20 protein-coding genes are annotated in these 18004 nt (G+C 71.4%); 9 read left to right on the top strand and 11 right to left on the bottom strand.

Going from position 1 to position 18004, the window contains the following annotated elements; translation table 11 throughout:
• Positions 1-16: 16 nt before the first annotated feature.
• Both IT780_RS36265 and IT780_RS36260 read left to right on the top strand, forming a co-directional pair.
• On the top strand, positions 17-1837 hold the full coding sequence (locus IT780_RS36265; protein WP_307831564.1) for a polysaccharide biosynthesis protein: 1821 nt from the start codon (positions 17-19) through the stop codon (positions 1835-1837).
• Positions 1838-1909: 72 nt separating this feature from the next.
• Positions 1910-3199, top strand: coding sequence for a nucleotide sugar dehydrogenase (locus IT780_RS36260; protein WP_199516373.1), 1290 nt, complete (start codon positions 1910-1912; stop codon positions 3197-3199).
• A gap of 19 nt (positions 3200-3218) precedes the next feature.
• Here IT780_RS36260 and IT780_RS36255 read toward each other — a convergent pair whose 3' ends face one another.
• The 5 genes from IT780_RS36255 to IT780_RS36235 form a co-directional block, all read right to left on the bottom strand.
• Entirely contained in the window at positions 3219-3776 is a 558-nt protein-coding gene (locus IT780_RS36255) for a VanZ family protein (RefSeq protein WP_199516372.1), read from the bottom strand.
• A gap of 71 nt (positions 3777-3847) precedes the next feature.
• Positions 3848-4180 carry a hypothetical protein gene (locus tag IT780_RS36250; protein WP_199516371.1) on the bottom strand — a complete coding sequence of 111 codons (333 nt, stop codon included), beginning with the start codon at positions 4178-4180 and terminating at the stop codon, positions 3848-3850.
• 103 nt (positions 4181-4283) lie between these two features.
• On the bottom strand, positions 4284-4676 hold the full coding sequence (locus tag IT780_RS36245; protein ID WP_199516370.1) for a hypothetical protein: 393 nt from the start codon (positions 4674-4676) through the stop codon (positions 4284-4286).
• Positions 4673-5173: a hypothetical protein gene (locus tag IT780_RS36240; protein ID WP_199516369.1), complete on the bottom strand. Its 501-nt coding sequence runs from the start codon at positions 5171-5173 to the stop codon at positions 4673-4675. The genes IT780_RS36245 and IT780_RS36240 overlap by 4 nt, the downstream gene beginning before the upstream one ends.
• A gap of 3 nt (positions 5174-5176) precedes the next feature.
• Positions 5177-5803, bottom strand: coding sequence for a hypothetical protein (locus tag IT780_RS36235; RefSeq protein WP_199516368.1), 627 nt, complete (start codon positions 5801-5803; stop codon positions 5177-5179).
• A 91-nt stretch (positions 5804-5894) separates the two neighbouring features.
• On the opposite strand from IT780_RS36235, the gene IT780_RS36230 reads away from it, so the two are divergent.
• From IT780_RS36230 to IT780_RS36215, 4 genes are all read left to right on the top strand, one after another.
• Positions 5895-6458, top strand: coding sequence for a hypothetical protein (locus IT780_RS36230; protein WP_199516367.1), 564 nt, complete (start codon positions 5895-5897; stop codon positions 6456-6458).
• 61 nt (positions 6459-6519) lie between these two features.
• Positions 6520-7077, top strand: coding sequence for a hypothetical protein (locus tag IT780_RS36225; RefSeq protein ID WP_199516366.1), 558 nt, complete (start codon positions 6520-6522; stop codon positions 7075-7077).
• A gap of 111 nt (positions 7078-7188) precedes the next feature.
• Positions 7189-7806 carry a flavodoxin family protein gene (locus tag IT780_RS36220; RefSeq protein ID WP_199516365.1) on the top strand — a complete coding sequence of 206 codons (618 nt, stop codon included), beginning with the start codon at positions 7189-7191 and terminating at the stop codon, positions 7804-7806.
• The gene (locus IT780_RS36215) at positions 7803-8168 is read left to right on the top strand and encodes a DUF3253 domain-containing protein (protein WP_307831563.1); all 366 of its coding nucleotides are present in this window, start codon (positions 7803-7805) and stop codon (positions 8166-8168) included. Before IT780_RS36220 ends, IT780_RS36215 begins: the two co-directional genes overlap by 4 nt.
• Here IT780_RS36215 and IT780_RS36210 read toward each other — a convergent pair.
• Together IT780_RS36210 and IT780_RS42360 are read right to left on the bottom strand one after the other, a co-directional pair.
• Positions 8149-10233 carry a bifunctional polysaccharide deacetylase/glycosyltransferase family 2 protein gene (locus IT780_RS36210; RefSeq protein ID WP_307831562.1) on the bottom strand — a complete coding sequence of 695 codons (2085 nt, stop codon included), beginning with the start codon at positions 10231-10233 and terminating at the stop codon, positions 8149-8151. The two genes, IT780_RS36215 and IT780_RS36210, sit on opposite strands and share 20 nt — an antisense overlap.
• Positions 10230-10781 (bottom strand): hypothetical protein, encoded by a 552-nt coding sequence (locus IT780_RS42360; RefSeq protein ID WP_233414069.1) that lies wholly within the window; start codon positions 10779-10781, stop codon positions 10230-10232. Before IT780_RS42360 ends, IT780_RS36210 begins: the two co-directional genes overlap by 4 nt.
• Positions 10782-10987: 206 nt before the next feature.
• On the opposite strand from IT780_RS42360, the gene IT780_RS36205 reads away from it, so the two are divergent.
• Positions 10988-12274 carry a methyl-accepting chemotaxis protein gene (locus tag IT780_RS36205; RefSeq protein WP_199516363.1) on the top strand — a complete coding sequence of 429 codons (1287 nt, stop codon included), beginning with the start codon at positions 10988-10990 and terminating at the stop codon, positions 12272-12274.
• A 2-nt stretch (positions 12275-12276) separates the two neighbouring features.
• On the opposite strand, the gene IT780_RS36200 is transcribed toward IT780_RS36205, so the two are convergent.
• Positions 12277-13020, bottom strand: coding sequence for an EAL domain-containing protein (locus IT780_RS36200; RefSeq protein ID WP_199516362.1), 744 nt, complete (start codon positions 13018-13020; stop codon positions 12277-12279).
• A gap of 89 nt (positions 13021-13109) precedes the next feature.
• Here IT780_RS36200 and IT780_RS36195 point away from each other — a divergent pair, with 89 nt between their 5' ends.
• Both IT780_RS36195 and IT780_RS36190 read left to right on the top strand, forming a co-directional pair.
• Entirely contained in the window at positions 13110-14516 is a 1407-nt protein-coding gene (locus tag IT780_RS36195) for a glycoside hydrolase family 5 protein (RefSeq protein WP_199516361.1), read from the top strand.
• Between the two features lie 12 nt (positions 14517-14528).
• A complete protein-coding gene (locus IT780_RS36190; RefSeq protein WP_199516360.1) occupies positions 14529-15755 on the top strand; it encodes an ROK family protein in 1227 nt (408 codons plus the stop codon).
• A gap of 78 nt (positions 15756-15833) precedes the next feature.
• Here IT780_RS36190 and IT780_RS43345 read toward each other — a convergent pair whose 3' ends face one another.
• From IT780_RS43345 to IT780_RS36175, 3 genes are all read right to left on the bottom strand, one after another.
• Positions 15834-17111, bottom strand: coding sequence for an EAL and HDOD domain-containing protein (locus IT780_RS43345; protein WP_307831560.1), 1278 nt, complete (start codon positions 17109-17111; stop codon positions 15834-15836).
• 63 nt (positions 17112-17174) lie between these two features.
• Positions 17175-17396 (bottom strand): hypothetical protein, encoded by a 222-nt coding sequence (locus tag IT780_RS36180; RefSeq protein WP_199516359.1) that lies wholly within the window; start codon positions 17394-17396, stop codon positions 17175-17177.
• A gap of 125 nt (positions 17397-17521) precedes the next feature.
• Positions 17522-17974 (bottom strand): G5 domain-containing protein, encoded by a 453-nt coding sequence (locus tag IT780_RS36175; protein ID WP_199516358.1) that lies wholly within the window; start codon positions 17972-17974, stop codon positions 17522-17524.
• Between the last annotated feature and the right edge of the window lie 30 nt (positions 17975-18004).

Here is an 18004-nt window from a genome sequence, read left to right as displayed (position 1 = left end):
CCTCGGTCCGTGGCTGGTGGACGCCGGAGCGTGGGCCTTCGGCCTGCTCGCGGCGATCCTCGCCCGCTTCGACGGTGAGCTGACCGCCGCGCCCATGGCCGCGACCGGCGTCGCCGTGGCGGCGGCGGTGCTGCTGCACACGGTCATCGGCCACCAGCAGTTCCTCTACCGCGGCCGGTACGGCTTCGGCACCTTCGAGGAAGTCCGAGCCGTTTCCATGACGGTGCTCATGGTCGCGCTTCTGCTCTTCGCCGCCGACCTGGCCATGCCGCAGCGTCCGCTGCCGCTGAGCGTCGCGCTGGTCGGCGGTCCGGTCGCGCTGGTCGTCATGTTCGCCATGCGATATGTACGGCGGTTGCAGCACGAGCGGGGGCTGCGGCCGGACGCGCAGCAGGCCACCCCGGTGCTGCTGTTCGGTGCCGGTACGGCCGGCCAGCGCCTGCTCCGCTCGCTGATGCAGGATCCGCACAGCCAGTACGTACCCGTGGGCCTGATCGACGACGACCCGCGCAAGCGGCACTTGCGGGTGAACGGCATCCCGGTGAAGGGAAGCCGGAACGAGATCGACGCGGCCCTGGCGGCGACCGGCGCGAAGACGCTGATCTTCGCCGTGGCCAACGTGGACGCCGCCGTGATCCGCGACATCCGGCGCCGGACGCTCGATGCCGGCGCGGCCTTCAAGGTCGTGCCCTCGTTCAGTGAGCTGCTCGACGGCACGGTCAGCGCCTCCGACGTTCGGGACGTGAACATCGCCGACCTGCTCGGCCGGCACCAGGTCGACACCGACCTGGACGCCATCGCCGGGTACCTCAAGGGCAAGCGGGTGCTGGTCACCGGGGCCGGCGGGTCGATCGGGTCCGAGCTGTGCCGGCAGCTGCACCGGTTCGGGCCGGCCGAGCTGATGATGCTGGACCGGGACGAGTCGGCGCTGCATGCCGTACAGCTGTCTATTCACGGGCGTGCATTGCTCGACAGTCCGGAGCTGGTCCTCGCCGACCTGCGTGATGCCGAAGGTATCGCGGCGATTTTCGCCGAGCGCCGCCCGCAGGTGGTGTTCCACGCGGCCGCGCTCAAGCATCTGTCGCTGCTGGAGAACCACCCCGGCGAGGCCGTGAAGAGCAACGTCTGGGGTACGCAGACCGTGCTCGAGGCGTGCGCCGCCGCCGGCGTCGAGCGGTTCGTGAACATCTCGACGGACAAGGCCGCGAACCCGACGAGCGTGCTCGGCTTCTCGAAGCGGATCACCGAGCGGCTGACCGCGCACGCCGCCACGACCGGCTCGGGCACCTACCTCAGCGTGCGGTTCGGCAACGTGCTGGGCAGCCGCGGTTCGGTGCTGACGGCCTTCGCCGCGCAGATCGCCGCGGGTGAGCCGGTGACCGTCACGGACCCCGAGGTGACGCGGTACTTCATGACCGTCCAGGAGGCGGTGCAGCTTGTCATCCAGGCGGCCGCGATCGGGCGCGACGGTGAGGCGCTGGTGCTGGAGATGGGGCAGCCGGTGAAGATCGCGCAGGTTGCCCGGCAGCTCGCCGAGCAGTCGGACCGGCCGGTCGAGATCGTCTACACCGGCCTGCGGCCCGGCGAGAAGCTGCACGAGGACCTGTTCGGCGAGGGCGAGAAGGACGTACGGCCGCTGCACCCGCTCATCTCGCACGTCGAGGTGCCGGCGCTGAACCCGTACGAGACCAAGATTCTCGCTCCCTACGCGGAGCCGGAGCAGATCACCAAGGAACTGGCGAGCCTGTGCGAGGCCCGCGAGCCCGTTGCCGCGGCGGCCGCCCACATCGGACGTCAGCCCGGACCCATCGACCTGCGTGCCCCGCACGCCGTCTGAGCCCTCTGATACGGAGATTTGATCACTGTGAAGGTCGGAGAAGCAGCGCTGCCCCGGTTGTCGCGTCTCGAGATGCCGATCCAGCGCCCCGCCCGGACCAACCCCTTCCGGTACGACGTGGCGGTCGTCGGTCTCGGGTACGTGGGTCTGCCCACCGCACTCGCCCTGCGGGCGGCCGGGCAGCGCGTCGTCGGCATGGAGATCAGCTCGGAGCGGATCGCCGAGATCCGTGCGGGCTCCGCGGACCTGCTGGACTCGGACCGGGCCCGGCTGCTCGACGCGCTGGACGACGGGGACGGGTTCCGCATGACCACCGAGCCGGCGGAGAGCGCCACGGCGCGGGTCGTGCTCGTGTGCGTACCGACGCCGATCGACCACCACCTGGCCCCGGACCTCGAGGCGCTGCGCGCGGCCTGCCGCAGCGTGGTCAAGCACGCCGTGCCCGGTCAGACGCTCGTGCTCACCTCCACCACGTACGTCGGCTGCACCCGGGACTTCCTGGTCGAGCCGCTGCGGGAGCGCGGCCTCGAACCGGGCAGGGACGTGTTCGTCTCGTTCGCGCCCGAGCGCATCGACCCGGGCAACGAGCGGCACGTGCAGAAGCAGGTCCCGCGGGTCGTCGGCGGGGTGACCGCGGAGTGCGTGCGCCGTACCACCGACCTGCTCGAGGGCTGTGCGAGCTACGTGCACCCGGTCAGCAGCGTCGAGGCGGCCGAGCTGACCAAGCTCTACGAGAACACGTTCCGGACCGTCAACATCTCGATGGCGAACGAGTTCGCCGACATCAGCCGGGGGATGGGATTGGACATCACCGAGGTCATCGACGCGGCGGCGACCAAGCCGTACGGCTTCATGCCGTTCTACCCGGGGCCGGGCGTCGGCGGGCACTGCATCCCGTGCGACCCGCACTACCTGCTGTGGCAGCTGCGGGGCGACCGCGTCAGCTCCCCGCTCATCGAGACCGCGATGACGCAGGTCGCGGCCCGCCCGAGCAGGGTGGTGCAGCGTCTCGTGGAAGTCCTGGCGGCCGACGGCAAGGCGCTCGGCAAGGCCAAGGTCCTGGTCGTCGGGGTGTCGTACAAGCCGGGCGTCGCCGACGTCCGGGAGTCACCGGCCCTGGAGATCATCGACCGGATGCGGGACGCCGGCGCGTCGGTCTCGTTCACCGACGACCTGGTGGACTCGATCCTGGTCCGGGGCGGTCGCATGTCGTCGGTCCGGGTCACCGACCCGGCGGAGTGGGACGCCGTGCTGGTGCACACCCTGCACCCCGGCGTGGACCACGCGTGGCTGGTGGATGCGCCGGTCGTGCTCGACGCCACCTACCGGCTGAACGAGGTGGCGCACCGCGCCGTGCTCTGACGAGGAACGCAGGCGGCGGTCACCGGGGTTGCCCCACCGGTGACCGCCGTTCCGCGTCGTCCCTGGACAGGTAGACCACCGCCGCGGTGGCGACGGCGGCGAGGAACGTACCCAGCACGTTGTTGCGGATGTCCGTGATCGAGCCGGCCCGCCCCGGGATGGCGTACTGAATCGTCTCGATGGTGAAGACCAGGAGGAAGCCGGCCAGCGTCGCCCGGGTCGTGCTGCGCAGCAGCAGCCGGCCGAAAACGCCGAGCGGGACGTAGAGCGCGATGTTGGCGATCTGCTCCATGTCGGAGGGGGCGGCGATCAGCTTCGCCAGGATCAGCCGGGGCTCGTCGAGCTGGGTGAGGAAATGCGGCGGTATCGCCGCGAACGAGGCCGGGTCCGCGTAGCTCGGGGTGGCGGTGAGGGCGACGATCATGCCGGCCGACGCGACGAACAGGGCCGCGACGATCCGCCTGCGCCTGTCCCGGCCGGCGAACCGGCTCAGAGGCCACGCGACCGCGAGGAAGATCGCGAAGACGACCTGGGGGACGGGGTTGCTGATGAAGGTGATGAAACTCTGGGTCGTCATCGGCGGAACGGTGCCCTCAGTCGCATAACCATCACGCTACGCACCATAGAGCCGGCGGCGGCGCGTCAGGTCTAGTTCTGGTCCGGGACCTTCGCGCGGGCGACCCGGTCCGGGCCGAGCTGGTACGTGCTGAGGTTGAGCAGCTCCTCGGGCAGGTGGTGGCGGCCGGTGTCGGACAGGTCGTCCCAGTCGTCCGAAGCGGACAGGCCGTCCAGCCACAGGCGGTGCGCCTCCTCCAGCGCCTCCGCGTCCGGTGCTTCCGCGGCCGGTGCGGCGGTTCGCTGTGCGGGGATCGGAGGGCGAGTTGCCCGGTGGCTGCGCCAGTACAGGATCGCGACCAGGACGGCCAGCGCGCCGAAGGTGGACCACAGGATCGTGAGGATGGTTGTCAGCGAAAGCTCCACGGCTTCGACGGTAGTCAAAGCGGACGCAACCGACACCCGCTGCTCACCGTTTCGGGTTAGTCACCTCGGGTGAGCCTTGTGGATGAACGTCGGGCAGCCCCATCTATGCCAGGCCGTCGACCACGCCCGCACTCCAGGTCGTCCCGTCGTCGGCGCTCACATGCAGCTGCTGGCGGCCCTTGTCGGCGTAGACCTTGCTGCGATTCAGGACGCCGTCGCAAGGCCAGGTGTCGACGTCGCGTTCCTCGTTGTACTTCACCGTGACGCTGCCCTTGCCGTTGCAGCGCAGGAACAGCGTGTACCCCTCGGCCTGCGGTGTAAATGCCGGCAGGGTGGCGTCTCCGGTCCTGCGTACGGTCGGCACCAGCTTCTTGTGGCCCTCGGGCAGGACGACATCTTCACGTGGGGGCGGCTGGGCATCGTCGTGGCTGGGCTGGCTTGAGCATCCGCTCAACGCGCACACCAGCACGACTGCGAGAAGGACCGGCGATCTCATGGTCGGTAGAGCTCGGCGATCTTGGTGAGCTGGCCGTTGCGGATCGTCACGTGTACGGGTGACCGGGCGTCCGCGAGGTCGCTCATGTACTCCCGGCTGACCGAACATTTCGCCCCCTCGGTCATGTCCCCGATGCACTCGGGCTCCCCGGTGCCCACGCCGAGCAGCTTCACCCCCTTGGCCAGCGGGAACGTCACCTTCGTCTTGCTGCCGTCGATGACGTACTCCTGGGCGCACCGGCGGTCGATGGGGTCGAGCTGCAACGCCTTGCAGTAGTCGATGCCTGGCAGGAAGAGGGCCGGTTCCACGATGGCCGCCCGGTCCTTCGGTTCGAAGGACAGCAGGAGGGCGATGGCGTCGCCGTCCTTGGTCACGTCCGGGAACGGGTCTTTCGTCTCGGTGATGCTGGGGGAGGGTGCGGCCGGCGTTGGGGTCTCGTCGGCGCTGCAGGCGGCGACCGACAGAAGCAGCAGGGCCGGCAGGAGAAGCAGGCGCATGGTCTACATCCTCAGGATGCGGCCGTCGGGGAGCCGGTTGCCGGATGCGTCGTACGCGGCCAGCTGGGCCCAGCGGTCGTCGTCGTGGACGTCGGCCGGGTCGAACCAGAAGACGGTGATGGTGGGGTCGTGGCTCCAGCGGGCGAGGTGGGCCTGGATGGGGCGGCCCGCCTCCTGGACGGTGATGGTGGCCGGGGTGCCGGCGTAGTAGCCGTACGCGGGCTGCACGGAGCCGTCGCCGAGTTCCTTCTGGCCGTTCATGGGGTGGAAGCCCGGTGCCGAGGGTGAGCCCACCCATTCGGTGAGGGAGTCGTCCGCGGTGACCTTGTTCTTCGGTTCGCGGAAGCCGATGGCGAAGCCGAAGTCCTTGGGTGAGCGGGGTCCCCCGCCGGTGATGCCGTAGATGACGTATTCGTCGCCTTGCGGGTCGTGCAGGCCGGTGGGGATCAGGGCGCCGACCGGGCCCTTGAGGCCGTTGGGGCTGTCGATCGTCAGCTTGGGGCCGGGCGATGCCGGCGTGGCGGGCGGCCGCGAGGGCGGGACGACGGCGTCCGCGACCGGGTCGCGGTCGGCGTCGGCGCAGCCGGCGGCGAGCATGAGCACCGCCGTCGCCAGGGCCAGGATCCGCATGGCTATCGATCATGTCAGCCGCGTGCACGCCACCTCCCGGCGGCCACCTCATCCAACAGGTTTCTGACAACCGCCGCCCATCATCGTCGGCATGATCGGTGAGGGATTGCGGTGGGCCGCTCTCGGTGTGGCGGTGGTGGGCCTGGTCGCCGGGTGCTCAAGCGGCGACGATGACGCCGGTGGGGGCAAGGTGGCCACTCTCGCCAGCGCCGATGGGCCGAAGCCGTCGGCGTCCGTCGGTGTGGATGATCAGCGGCCGGTGATCCGGTTGGACGCCACGGAGGCCGAGCGGGAGCAGCTGTGGCACATGTGGGAGGCGTGCCTCGTCAAGGAGGGCGGCTCCGAGTTCCGGGGGCAGAAGGGCGTCTACCTGGAGAAGCTGCACGGCGAGGACCCCACGTACAAGCCCGTCTTCGCCAAGTGCGCCGCCAAGGAGCCCGAGGACTACGTGAGCCGGCTGGAGCGTACGGACCCCGCCGCCTCGAAGGACGCGTGGCACCGGCTGTACCTGTGCGTGAAAGGCAAGGTTTACAAGGTCAACTCGCCGGAGCCGGACACCGGCGCGTTCGGGTTGTCCGAGATCGGACCGCAGGGTGACTGGGGTTCGCGGGGGATCAAGGACTGCGAGAAGCAGGTGTACGCGCAGGGTAAGTAACCCGACCGGGTTGCGCGTCCCGGGCCCGTATCCAGGGGAGATCACTTAGCGTCAGTGCGTCATGCTCCGCCGTTATGTGCTGCCCGAGATCGTCGGCACCGTCCTCGCCGTCGCCGCCGCGTCGGCGCTGCACCGCACGTCGCCGTACGCGGCGGCCTGGGCGGGCAGCATCGCCGAGGGGATCGGTTACTACGGGACGCTGCTGTGGCGCGACACCCGCGGGCATCGCGGCGCGGGCCGGCTGCGGGCCCTGGTCAGGCAGGTGCCGGGCACGCTTGTCGAGTTCGGTACGGCCGAAGCACTCGACACCCTGCTCGTCCGCCCCGCGCTCATGTACGCCGGCCCGGTGCTCGTCGGCGACCCGACGCTGGGCGTGGTGGCCGGCAAGCTCGCCGCCGACCTCGTCTTCTACCTGCTCGTGTTCGGCGGGCGGCTGGCGCGGCTGCGGCTCGAGGCCGGGTCAGAAGCCGAGGCCGTTCAGGATCTTCAGGACCGTGTCGCTCGCCCGGCCGCCCGGGCGCTGATCGGCGCCACCGTCACCGTCGGCGAGGAGCAGGATCACGTCGTCGACCCGGGCGACGACGTCGGCCCGGCCGGCCTGCTCCGCCGCCTGCCGTAGCTGGGCGGCGATCTTCAACATGGAAGTGACCCGCGGATCTTGCGCGTCCATGCCCCCCACCATAAGCCCGCGCTCACGTTTGGGTGGGCACCCGCCGGGCACGACCGGCAGATGACCGACTCACCGACGCTCAAAGCCCTCGTCCTGGGGTGTTCCCTCAAGACCACGTCCGACGAGTCGAGCAGCGAACTGCTCGGCCGTCAGGTTCTCGACGCGCTCGCCGACCACGACGTCGAGGGCGAAGTCCTGCGCGTCGCCGACCTCGGCGTCAAGTTCGGCGTGAGCACCGACGAGGGCGACGGCGACGGGTGGCCCGCCGTACGCGAGAAGGTCCTTGCCGCCCACATCCTGGTCATCGCCACGCCGATCTGGATGGGCCAGCCGTCGAGCGTCGCCAAGGTGGTCCTCGAACGTCTTGACGCCGAGCTGTCCGAGACCGACGACCTGGGCCGCCCGTCGATGTACGGCAAGGTCGCCGTGGTGGCGGTCGTCGGCAACGAGGACGGCGCGCACCACGTCTGCGCCGAGGTGTTCCAGGCGCTCAACGACGTCGGCTTCACCATTCCCGCGGCGGGTGGGACGTACTGGGTGGGGGAGGCGATGGGCAAGGTCGACTACAAGGACGCCGGGCCGAAGCCGGACACCACGGGGGCGGCCGCGAAGACGCTCGCCGCGAACGCCGCGCATCTGGCCCGGCTGCTGGCGGCCACGCCGTACCCGGCTTCGTGACCGCGGACCGCCTGCTCCAAGAGCTCAGGAGTGAGCTGGCGGAGGCCGGGACGCGGGCCGAGGACGCCCTGCTCGCGCTCGGGCAAGGCGGCGACCGGCGGGTACGGCTCGCCGCGGCCATGCGGGCGCTGCTGCGGCACCGCCGGCCCGACGCGACCATCTGCCCGAGCGACGCCGCCCGGGTCGTCGGGGGCGACCAGTGGCGTGACGTGATGGACACCGCGCGAGACGTGGCCGCCGAGCTGGCACGCGACGGCGTTCTCACGGTCCGGCAGCGCGGCGCCGAGGTCGACCTCGCCACCGCCGTCGGGCCCGTACGCCTCGGTCGTGGCCCGGGCTGGATCAGCGGGAGTCGCTGCTGACCAGCGCGAGGTCCGCCTGGCCGGTGCGGTGCATGCGGTGCCAGCGCTGGCGGTCGCCGAGCAGGGCCGCCACGGTCGCGTGCACCACCACCAGGTACATCAGCTGGCGGTACACGATCTGCTGCAGCGGGAGACTCCACAACGGTCCGTAGCGTTCGCCGTCGAGGCGCAGCGCGTACGCCGCCGTCAGGGCCTGCAGCAGCTGGAAGCCCGCCCAGGTGGCGAGAAGCTGCGGCCAGGGCAGGAAGATCATCCCGTACGCGGCGGCCACGTCGACCGCCGGCGCGGTGAGCGGCAGCAGGACCTGGAACAGCAGCAGGTACGTCAGCCCGCGCCGGCCGAGGCGGCCACCGTCGCCGCGCTCGATCACGCAGCGGCGGTGCTTCCACATCGCCTGCATCGTGCCGTAGCACCAGCGGTAACGCTGACGCCACAGCTGCGCGACCGTGCCCGGCACTTCGGTCCACGCGACGGCGTCCGGCTCGTACACGACCCGCCAGCCGGCCCGGATCACCGCCATGGTCAGGTCGGTGTCCTCGGCCAGCGTCGCGTCCGGCACCCCGCCCACGTCGGCGAGGGTCTCCCGGCGGAACGCGCCGATCGCGCCGGGCACCGTGGGCATGCAGCGGGCCAGGTCGAACATGCGGCGGTCGAGGTTGAAGCCGATCACGTACTCGAGGTGCTGCCAGCGGCCCAGCACGCCGCCGCGGTTGGCGACCTTCGTGTTGCCGGACACCGCGCCGACGGAGAAATCCGCGAACGGCTGCACCAGCCGCCGGATCGCGTCGGGGGCGAAGACCGTGTCGCCGTCGACGAGTACGAGCAGATCCCCGCTCGCCGCGCGGATCCCGGTGTTGAGGGCCGCGGGCTTGCCGGCGTTGGCCTGCCGGATGACGTGTACGCCGGGCAGGTTCAGCCGCTCCACGATCCCGGCGGTGTCGTCGCTGGACCCGTCGTCCACCACGATGATCTCGACCGGCTGGTACGTGCTCGACCGCAGCGACCGTACGGTGTTCGCGATGTTCGCCGACTCGTTGTACGCGGGCACGACCACGGTGACCGTGCCGAAATGGGCGTCACGGTGCCGGCGGATGCGCGTACGCCGGATGTGCCGCCGCGAGTAGTACACCTGCAGCAACAGCCGGGCGACGCCGAGCACCACGGCCACGATCAGCAGCACGCCCATCGCCGCGGCCGCGTACCCGCCGAGGCGCTGCAGTCCGGCGATCGCGTGGCCCCGCAACGTCAGCGCGGCCGGCGTTCCCGTGAAGCGCGGCAGGTCCAAAGCCGTGGAGACCGTCTCGAAGCGGTAACCGGGGAGGCCGGTGAGGAGGCGGTCGACGGCGGCGACGGTCTGCGTACGGTCACCGCCGCTGTCGTGCAGCATCACCACCGCGCCGCGGCCCGCGGCCGGGGTGCCGGCCCGGACGATCGCCGCGGCGCCGGGCCGCCGCCAGTCCTCGGTGTCCAGGTCCGTGAGCACGTTCAGATAGCCGTCCGCGGCCGCCCGGTCCAGCGCGGACCCCTGCGGCGCGGTCACCGCGCCGGGCGTCGACGAGTACGGCGGCCGCAGCAGCCGAGTGCGCACTCCGGTCGTCGAGGCGATCATCGACTGGGTCGCCGCGATCTCGGCCCGTTGCCGCCACGCCGGAAGGGTGGCCAGGTCCGCGTGGGTGTACGTGTGCACGCCCAGCTCGTGCCCCTCGGCCACGATGCGCCGGGTCAGATCCGGGTACCGGGCCACGTTCGCGCCGAGCACGAAGAACGTAGCGCGGGCGTGGTGGCGGCTCAGCACGTCGAGGATCTGCGGGGTCCAGCGCGGGTCCGGCCCGTCGTCGAAGGTCAGGGCCACTGTGCGCGGCGGCATCCGCAGGCCCCGCGTCGCGCGGTCGGCCGTCAGGCCCTGCACGGGACCGCCGGCGCGCATCGCGGGGGCGGCCGGTTCGGGCGTACGGACCCCCTCGGCGCCGATGTGGTTGACGTAGCCGTTGGCGCACAGGCTCACGAACAGCACGGTGAGCACGGCGCCCAGCAGGACCCAGTGCGTACGCGGCGTCCGCGTCACCGGTTCCGCCCGGGGTTGCTCTGGCACGGCGACGGGGACGCGGTCGGCCTGGCCCGGCGCTGCGCGGCCCGCTCCTGACCACGGTTGCAGGCGGCCCGGCCGTGCGTGACCTCGGCCTCGGGGGACGCCGACGGCGTGACTGCGGGCGCGGGGGACGACGCGGGCGGTGCGGAGGTCGGGACGGCGGTGGTGGTGACGGCGGTCGTGATGATCAGCGGGGCGCTCGTCGGCACGGGCGACGCCGGGGCGTGCTCCTCCGGGTGGAGGACCACTGTCGTCCGGGTGATCAGCGGAACCCGGACCGGCACCGGCGCGGGGGACGGGCTCGTCGTGGCGCCGCGGGTGGTGGCCGGCTTGCGGGCCGACGGGGCGTCCGGCAGCGACAGCAGCGGCAGCGACCCGTCGCCGGCGAAACCGATCAGGGCGGCGAGCGCCGCGCCGGTGACCGCGAGCAGTCCGGCGCGGCCGGCCAGCACCAGGCGCCGGCGGCGGCGCCCGGACGGGTCGACGAACACGGGGGGCTCGCCGCCCGGACCATCCTGAGTCACCCAGACCTCCGAAGAATAGGGGCAATCCGCCCATTCAACGAGGGTCAGGGGGTGCGGGCAGCGGCTCAGCGCGCCGAGGCGCTCCGGCGCAGCAGGGCCTGCACGTGCGTACGCAGCGCAACCGGGCTGAACGGTTTCTCCAGCCAGCGGTCCTCAGTATGGGAGAAGCCGCCTTTCCCGGTGTGGGTTTGACCCAGAATGCAAGCATGCTTGCTCGCGCCGGACGGCTGCCCCGTGGTGCCCACCTGTCCGCCGAGTCCTGGGCGGCCCGGCACCGGATCAACACGGTGCTGCTGTGGTGCCACGTACCGGTCTTCGTCCTGCTCGGTCTGCTCGGGCCGCGCCCGGCGTGGGAGGCGCTGGTGCTGCCGCTCGGCATCGCGGTCATCGCGGGCCTGTCCGCCGCCGTACGCCCCACCAAGGCGAAGGCGTCGGTGACCAGCATCGGGCTGATCGCGTGCACGTTCGTGGCGATCGAGCTGTCCGGCGGTGCCCTGTCCTGGCACATCCACCTGTACGCAATCCTCGTGTTCGTCGCGCTCTACCAGCAGTGGGAGCCGCTGCTGTGGGCCGTGGTGATCGTGGTCCTGCACCACGGCACGCTCGGCCTGATCGTCCCGGAACGCGTCTTCGGCATGGACCACATGAGCGCCGTCGAAGGTCTCGGGATGGTCGCCCTGCACGCCGGTCTGGCGGCCGTCGAGGTGACCGGCATCGTCATCCTGTGGCACTTCGCCGAGCAGGCGGAGCGGGACAACGAACTGCTCGCGGTGGAGGCGCAGTACCAGCGGCGGCTCACCGAGGAAGCCGAGGAGCAGGCCCGTCAGCGGGCCGCCGACGACCTGCAGGTCCGCTCCGCCGAGGCGGCCGACCGCGCCCGGCGCGTCACCGCCGACGTCGCGGTGATCGGCGGGGAGGCCCGTGCGGCGATCGATGCGGTGGCTGAGGTCGACCGGCAGCTGGCCGCGCTGGCCGCGTCGGTGCAGGACATCGCCGCCCGCTCCGGCCAGGCGGCGACGACCGCGGCGACCGGCAAGGACGCGGCCGCGTCGGCGGCCGACAAGGTCAAGGCCCTGGAACGCTCGGTGTCCGAGATCGCCGACGTCAACGCGCTGATCGCCTCCCTCGCCGAGCAGACCAACCTGCTCGCGCTGAACGCCACCATCGAGGCCGCCCGGGCGGGCGAGGCCGGCAAGGGGTTCGCGGTGGTGGCGAGCGAGGTCAAGGACCTGGCGAGCGAGACCGCCACCAGCGTCGACAAGGTCAACAAGGTGATCACCGCCATCGTCGCGGAGACCGACGAGGTGGCGCGGACGTTCGCCTCGACGGCCGGCGCGGTCGGGGAGATCACCGAGCTGCAGACCGACATCGCGGCGTCCGTGGAGGAGCAGGCGGCGGTGCTCGGCCAGGTCACCGCCCAGCTGTCGACGGCCACGACCGCGGCGGGCCAGGTGCTGACCGGCCTCGACCGGCTCGCCACCCGCGAGGAATAGCTTTACAGCAGCGGCTCGATGTGGTGGCTGGGCAGCGCACCCGGCTTCGCGATGTAGTAGCCCTGCCCGTGCCGTACGCCCAGCGAACGCAACTGCTCGTGCTCGGCGTACGTCTCGATGCCCTCGGCGATCAGCAGCGCGCCGACGCTGTCGGCGAAGGTCACCAGCGCGCGGGTCAGCGCGATCCGCACCGGGTCCGTGTCGATGTCCCGGGTCAGGCCGATGTCCAGCTTGATGATGTCCGGCCGCAGCTGCAGGATGTGGCTCAGGCTGGCGAAGCCGGCCCCGGCGTCGTCGACGGCGATGAGGATGCCCGCCGCGCGAAGCCGGTCCAGCACCTCGCCCAGCGCCCCGTAGTCGCGCACCGGCACGTGCTCGGTGACCTCGACCGCGAGCCCCCGGTGCGCGTGGGCCAGCAGCATGGCGACGGTCGCCGGCGCGAGCAGCGCCTCGACCGACGCATTGAGGCTGAGCCACGCGCCGGCCGGCAGGTCGTTGAGGCGCAGCAGCGCCCGCCGGATCGCCAGCTGCTCCAGCTCCACGCCGAACCCGGCCGTCGTCGCCGCGGCGAACGCCTCCGCCGGGTTGGCGAAGTGGTCACGCTCGAAGCGGGCGAGCGCCTCGTAGCCGCGCACCATCCCGTTGTCGAGCTGCACGATCGGCTGGAAGGCCGTACCGACGGCCTCCGTACGGAGAACCTCGTGCAGGGCACCCAGCTGAGGGGTGGTCACGTGCGCCATGGTCATGCCGTCCTCGTTCGGCCGGAAACCTCAACGCCGCCTCCAGCACTGCTATGGTTCGCTTATTTTCCGGCAGAACTAAAGCGGGGGAGTGCATGGGCTTCGTCCACGTCGAGGGCCGCGAGATCGTGGATGCGGCCGGTCGGCCTCTGTTGCTGCGCGGCGTCGGGCTGGGGAACTGGCTGCTGCCCGAGGGGTACATGTGGAAGTTCGGCGATGGCCTGGCCTCGCCCCGGCAGATCGAGGCCCGCATCGAGCGGCTCGTCGGCCCTGAGGCGGCCACGGACTTCTGGAAACGGTTCCGCGACGTGTTCATCGCCGAGGAGGACATCGCGCGGATCGCGGCGCTCGGGTTCGACCACGTACGGCTGCCGATCAACTCCCGGGTCGTGCTCGGCCCTTCCGCGGCGGACGGCTTCGCGCTGATCGACCGGGCCGTCGAATGGTGTGAGCGGCACGGGCTGTGGATCCTGCTCGACCTGCACGGCGCCCCGGGCGGGCAGACCGGTACCAACATCGACGACTCGCCGAACGGCAAGCCTGAACTGTTCATGGACGAGCGCTACCGGAAACAGACTGTCGACCTGTGGCGCGAGATCGCCCGGCGCTACCGCGACCGTACGGCGGTGCTCGGGTACGACCTGCTCAACGAACCGCTGCCGGAGGAATGGCAGTACGTCTACCCGCGCGAGCTGATGGCCCTCTACGCCGAGCTCACCGCCGCGATCCGCGAGGTCGACCCGGACCACCTGATCATGTACGAGGGCCCGCAGTGGTCCACCGACGTCTCGATCTTCACCGAGGTGCTCGACCCGAACTCGGTCCTGCAGTTCCACCGTTACTGGTGCGCGCCGGAACGAGCCGCGATCAGCGACTACCTCGAGGCTCGCGACCGCCTCGGCATTCCCGTCTACATGGGCGAGGGCGGCGAGAACACCGCGGAGTGGATCTACACCGCCACCCGCCTGTACGAGCAGCACGGCATCGGCTGGAACCTCTGGCCGTGGAAGAAGCTCGACACGCTGACCTCCCCGGTGTCCGCCCCCACGCCCGACGGCTGGTCCCGGATCGCCGACCCCGCCGACGACGTGGACGCGCGTACGGCCCAGGGCATCCTCGACGCCATGCTCGACAACGTCGCCCTGGACCGGTGCGTGCAGCGCGACGACGTGCTCAACGCCCTGTTCGCCCGGGCGCCCCTGCACCTGCCGGCCTGGGGGTACGCCGAACCCGACCCGGCCGCCCCCAGCCGCTTCGCCGGCCACGACCCCGCCACGCTCGACGCGATCTGGCACCACACCGCGGGTGAGCCGTACGCGGAACCGCTCGGGATCGCCGCCGGCCCGGGGCAGGAATTCCGCTTCCCGCTGGCCGATCAGCCCCGCGCGTGGACGATCCAAGCGTCCGACCCGGCCGCGTTCGACGCCGAATGGTCCGGTGGCGCCCTCGTCGTACGCGCGAAGGCGGACGGCGTCCTGCACAGCGTGCAGCTCGCTGACTAGGGTCGGAGGCCTATGAGCGTGAGTTTCAGCTCGGGGCGGCAGCGCCTCGTCGTCCCCGAGGCGTCCACGGTGACGTCGCTGCGGCACCGCAACCGCTCGCTGGTGCTGCGGCACATCATCCTGGCCCGGGAGACCACGCGCGCGAAGCTCGGCCGGGTGTGCGACCTCTCGCCCGCCTCCGTCACCAAACTCGTCGGCGAAATGATCGCCGAGGGGCTCGTCCAGGAGAACGGCTCGGTGTCGTCCCGCGGCGGGCGGCCCATCGCGCTGATCGGCCCGCGCCCGGAAGCCGCGTACTCCATCGGCGCCGACATCGGCGAACGCGGCGTCGCTGTCGAGCTCTTCGACCTGACCATGAACCGGGTCGACCGCGAGTTCCGCGGCGGCCGCGAGGAGGAGTCCGCCGACACCATCGCGCACGACCTCGGCGAGGCCCTCGACGCGCTGCGCGACCGCAACCCGGAGGCGTGGACCCGGCTGCTCGGCATCGGCCTCGGCCTGCCGGGACTCGTCGAGACCGACGCCGCCGGCGAGCAGATCCTGTACGCGCAGACGCTCGGCTGGCCGCCCGTACCCGTCGACCGGCTGATCTCCACCACCCTGCCGGTCTTCGCCGACAACGGCGCCAAGACGCAGGCCAAAGCCGAACTCTGGTTCGGCGCGGCGCAGGAGGTCGACCACTGCCTGGTCGCCCTCCTCGGCCGCGGCGTCGGCCTCGGCATGATCAGCGACGGCCGGATGACCCACGGGTACGCCGGCAGCGCCGCCGAATGGGGCCACACCAAGATCCAGCGCGGCGGCCGCCGGTGCCGCTGCGGCGGGCAGGGGTGCATCGAGGCGTACGTCGGCTCCGACGCCATCCTGACCGCCTGGCAGCGCGAGGGCGGCACCTTCGACGGCACCGGCTGGCGCGCGATCGGCGCCTTCCTCGAGGCGGCGGAATCCGACGAGGTGGCCGCCCGCCTACGCGACGAGGTCGTCGACGTCGTGGGGATCGGCCTGGCCAACCTGGTCAACCTGGTGAACCCGCAGCGGATCATCATCGGAGGCTGGGTGGGGCTGCGGCTGATGGAACGCCTGGGGGAGCGGCTGGAGCAGGCCATCCGGGCGCACAGCCTGGCCCGGCCGGGCGCCCAGTTCGACCTGCGGCCGTCGACGTTCGGCGGTGACGCGGTGGCGCTGGGAGCGGCCATCATGCCGGTCGAAGCCATGATCGCCGCCGACACCACCACCGGCTGACCGGCCGGCCGCCTGCGCTCGGTACTGCAAACTGCAGCGTTTTCGCTGTACAACGCAGTCGTGCGTGACAGACCTGGGTCAGGAGACCGCAAGGGCCTGGCGGCGGGGGCGGGGGCCCTCGTCGGCGTGGGTGGCCGAGACCGTCTGCGTGGACCAGCGCATGGCGTCCATGACCGCGCCGGTCAGGTCGTTGCCGGCCGGGGTCGCGCCCATCAGTGCGAGGTCGCCGTGCTCGTACGCGTCGACCACCCGCAGCATCCGTCCGAGGCGGCCCGTGCCGCGGGTCAGGGCGGCGCTGATGTCGCCGGTCAGCGGAAGGTGGTTGACCAGCGAGGATGCCGTGATGCCCAGCAGGTCCGCGACCGCGGTGACGAGCCCGGCCACGAATGCGGCGTCCGGGTCGACCTCGAACCGCGGGGCGAGGTTCTGGCAGAGCCGGGCCCGCATGAGCGCGTCCGTCAGCTGCGCCTCGGTCGCCTCCGCCACGTCGTCGACCACCATCAGCATGGCCCAGCGGCGGATGTGGGCGAGGCCCAGCATGACGACGGCCTGCCGGATCGACGACACCCGCCGGATCGTGCCCACCGCGGCGCTGTTGCTGGCCCGCAGGACGCGCATGGTCAGCGCCGGGTCGCTGGAGATGATGGAGACGACGTAGTCGATGTCGGCTTCCGCCGCGCTCAGTGCCCCGAGCAGCTCCAGCCGGCGCAGCTTGAACGGCGTGATGCACGCGGCCGTCATCACCTGGGGGCGGCTCAGCACGAAACCCTGGCGCAGCTCGATGCCGTACCGGTCACACAGGGCAAGGTGCTCAACCGTCTCCAAGCCCTCGGCGACGATCTCCACGCCGGGGAAGCTGCGGAAGAACGCCAGCTGGCCGGGCAGCTCCGCCTCGTCGGCGGAGGGCAGGTCGAGTTTCACGTACGAGGCCAGCGGGAGCAGCCGCTCGTGGCCGGACTTCCACACGAAGTCGTCCAGCGCGATGCGGTAGCCGGCCGCCACGAGGTTCGACACGCCCGCCACCACCGCGTCGTCGACCTCGACCGTCTCGAGCACCTCCAGCACGACGTTCTCCGGCCCGAACGGCAGGATCAGGTCGCCGGTGAGGAACTCGCGGGTGAGGTTGATGAAGCACATGCGGTCGCCGACGACCTCGTCGAGGCCGAACTCGGTGAACGCGTTGACCAGCACCTGGCTGGTCGCGTACGCGTCCCGCCGCCCGGCCTCGACGGCGCTGGTGTTCCCCCGGAACAGCAGCTCGTAGCCGGCGATGTCACCGGAGGCGTCGAAGATCGGCTGCCGCCCGATGTGCACGAGGCGGGTGCCCGGCTGAGGGAACCGCGACTGGTTTTCCACGGCGGAACGATCGGCGGCCTTGATCTTGCCTTGAGGATTCCGTGCGGAAAACTTGAGCCCGGCTCAGCGGGACCCGCCGTTGTCGCGCTTGTGCCGCCGGGTGGTCGGCGGGGCGCCGGACTCGTTGGTGCCCGGGTCGCGCTTGGGGGTCCAGGCGCCGGTGTTGTCGCCGCGGCCGTAGTGTTCCCGGACGGCTTCGAGGTCGGCTTCCTGACACGGCCAGGGCAGCCCGCAGCGGCAGCGGCGCAGGCGCAGCGGCCACCATCCGGTTCGTGGTGCGTGCATCCTCCGAGTCAAACGCACCGGGCGCCGGGAGCGCTCCCGCCGCGCGGGTCGTTCCGTGCAGACTCCATGCTGCATTGTTCCGCCGCATCGACTTAACCGCTTCGAGTGACGGCGGGCCCGGGGGCTCAGTAGCTGCCGACCGCGATCACCTCATCGATCGGCTTGCGGGTCACCTCGTTCTTGATGAGCTTGCGCGAGGTCTCCTTGCCGTCCACGAGGACGACCTCGTACGTGCGGGTGCGCACGCCGTCGATCCCCTCAGTGCGCTTCTCCTTGGTGCCCTTGGGCAGCCAGTTGTCCTTGATGGTCCGCGTCTTGAACTTGATCGGCTCGGTCTTCTTCTCCGTACGCTTCTGCTTGCCGGCGACGGTCTGCGTCTCCGCCGCCTCCGCCGACGCCGAGCCGGAGGGCTGCTGGACCGGCTGTTCCACCCGGCCCACGACCTGTGCGGGCTCGTCGTCGCCGAGGGCCGCCGTCACGCCCAGGGCGCTGCCGCCGGCCACGGCCAGCGCCGCGACGATCAGGCCGGCCTTGTGCCAGGTCTTGAGCCGGGACCACATAGATGTCTGGTTTGCCACCCGAACAGTGTGGACGCCGGGTCCGTGGCC

It is taken from the genome of Nucisporomicrobium flavum, assembly GCF_016464385.1.
In the GTDB taxonomy this organism is placed as follows: domain Bacteria; phylum Actinomycetota; class Actinomycetes; order Mycobacteriales; family Micromonosporaceae; genus Actinoplanes; species Actinoplanes flavus_A.
This window is presented reverse-complemented; position numbering and strand designations above follow the sequence as displayed.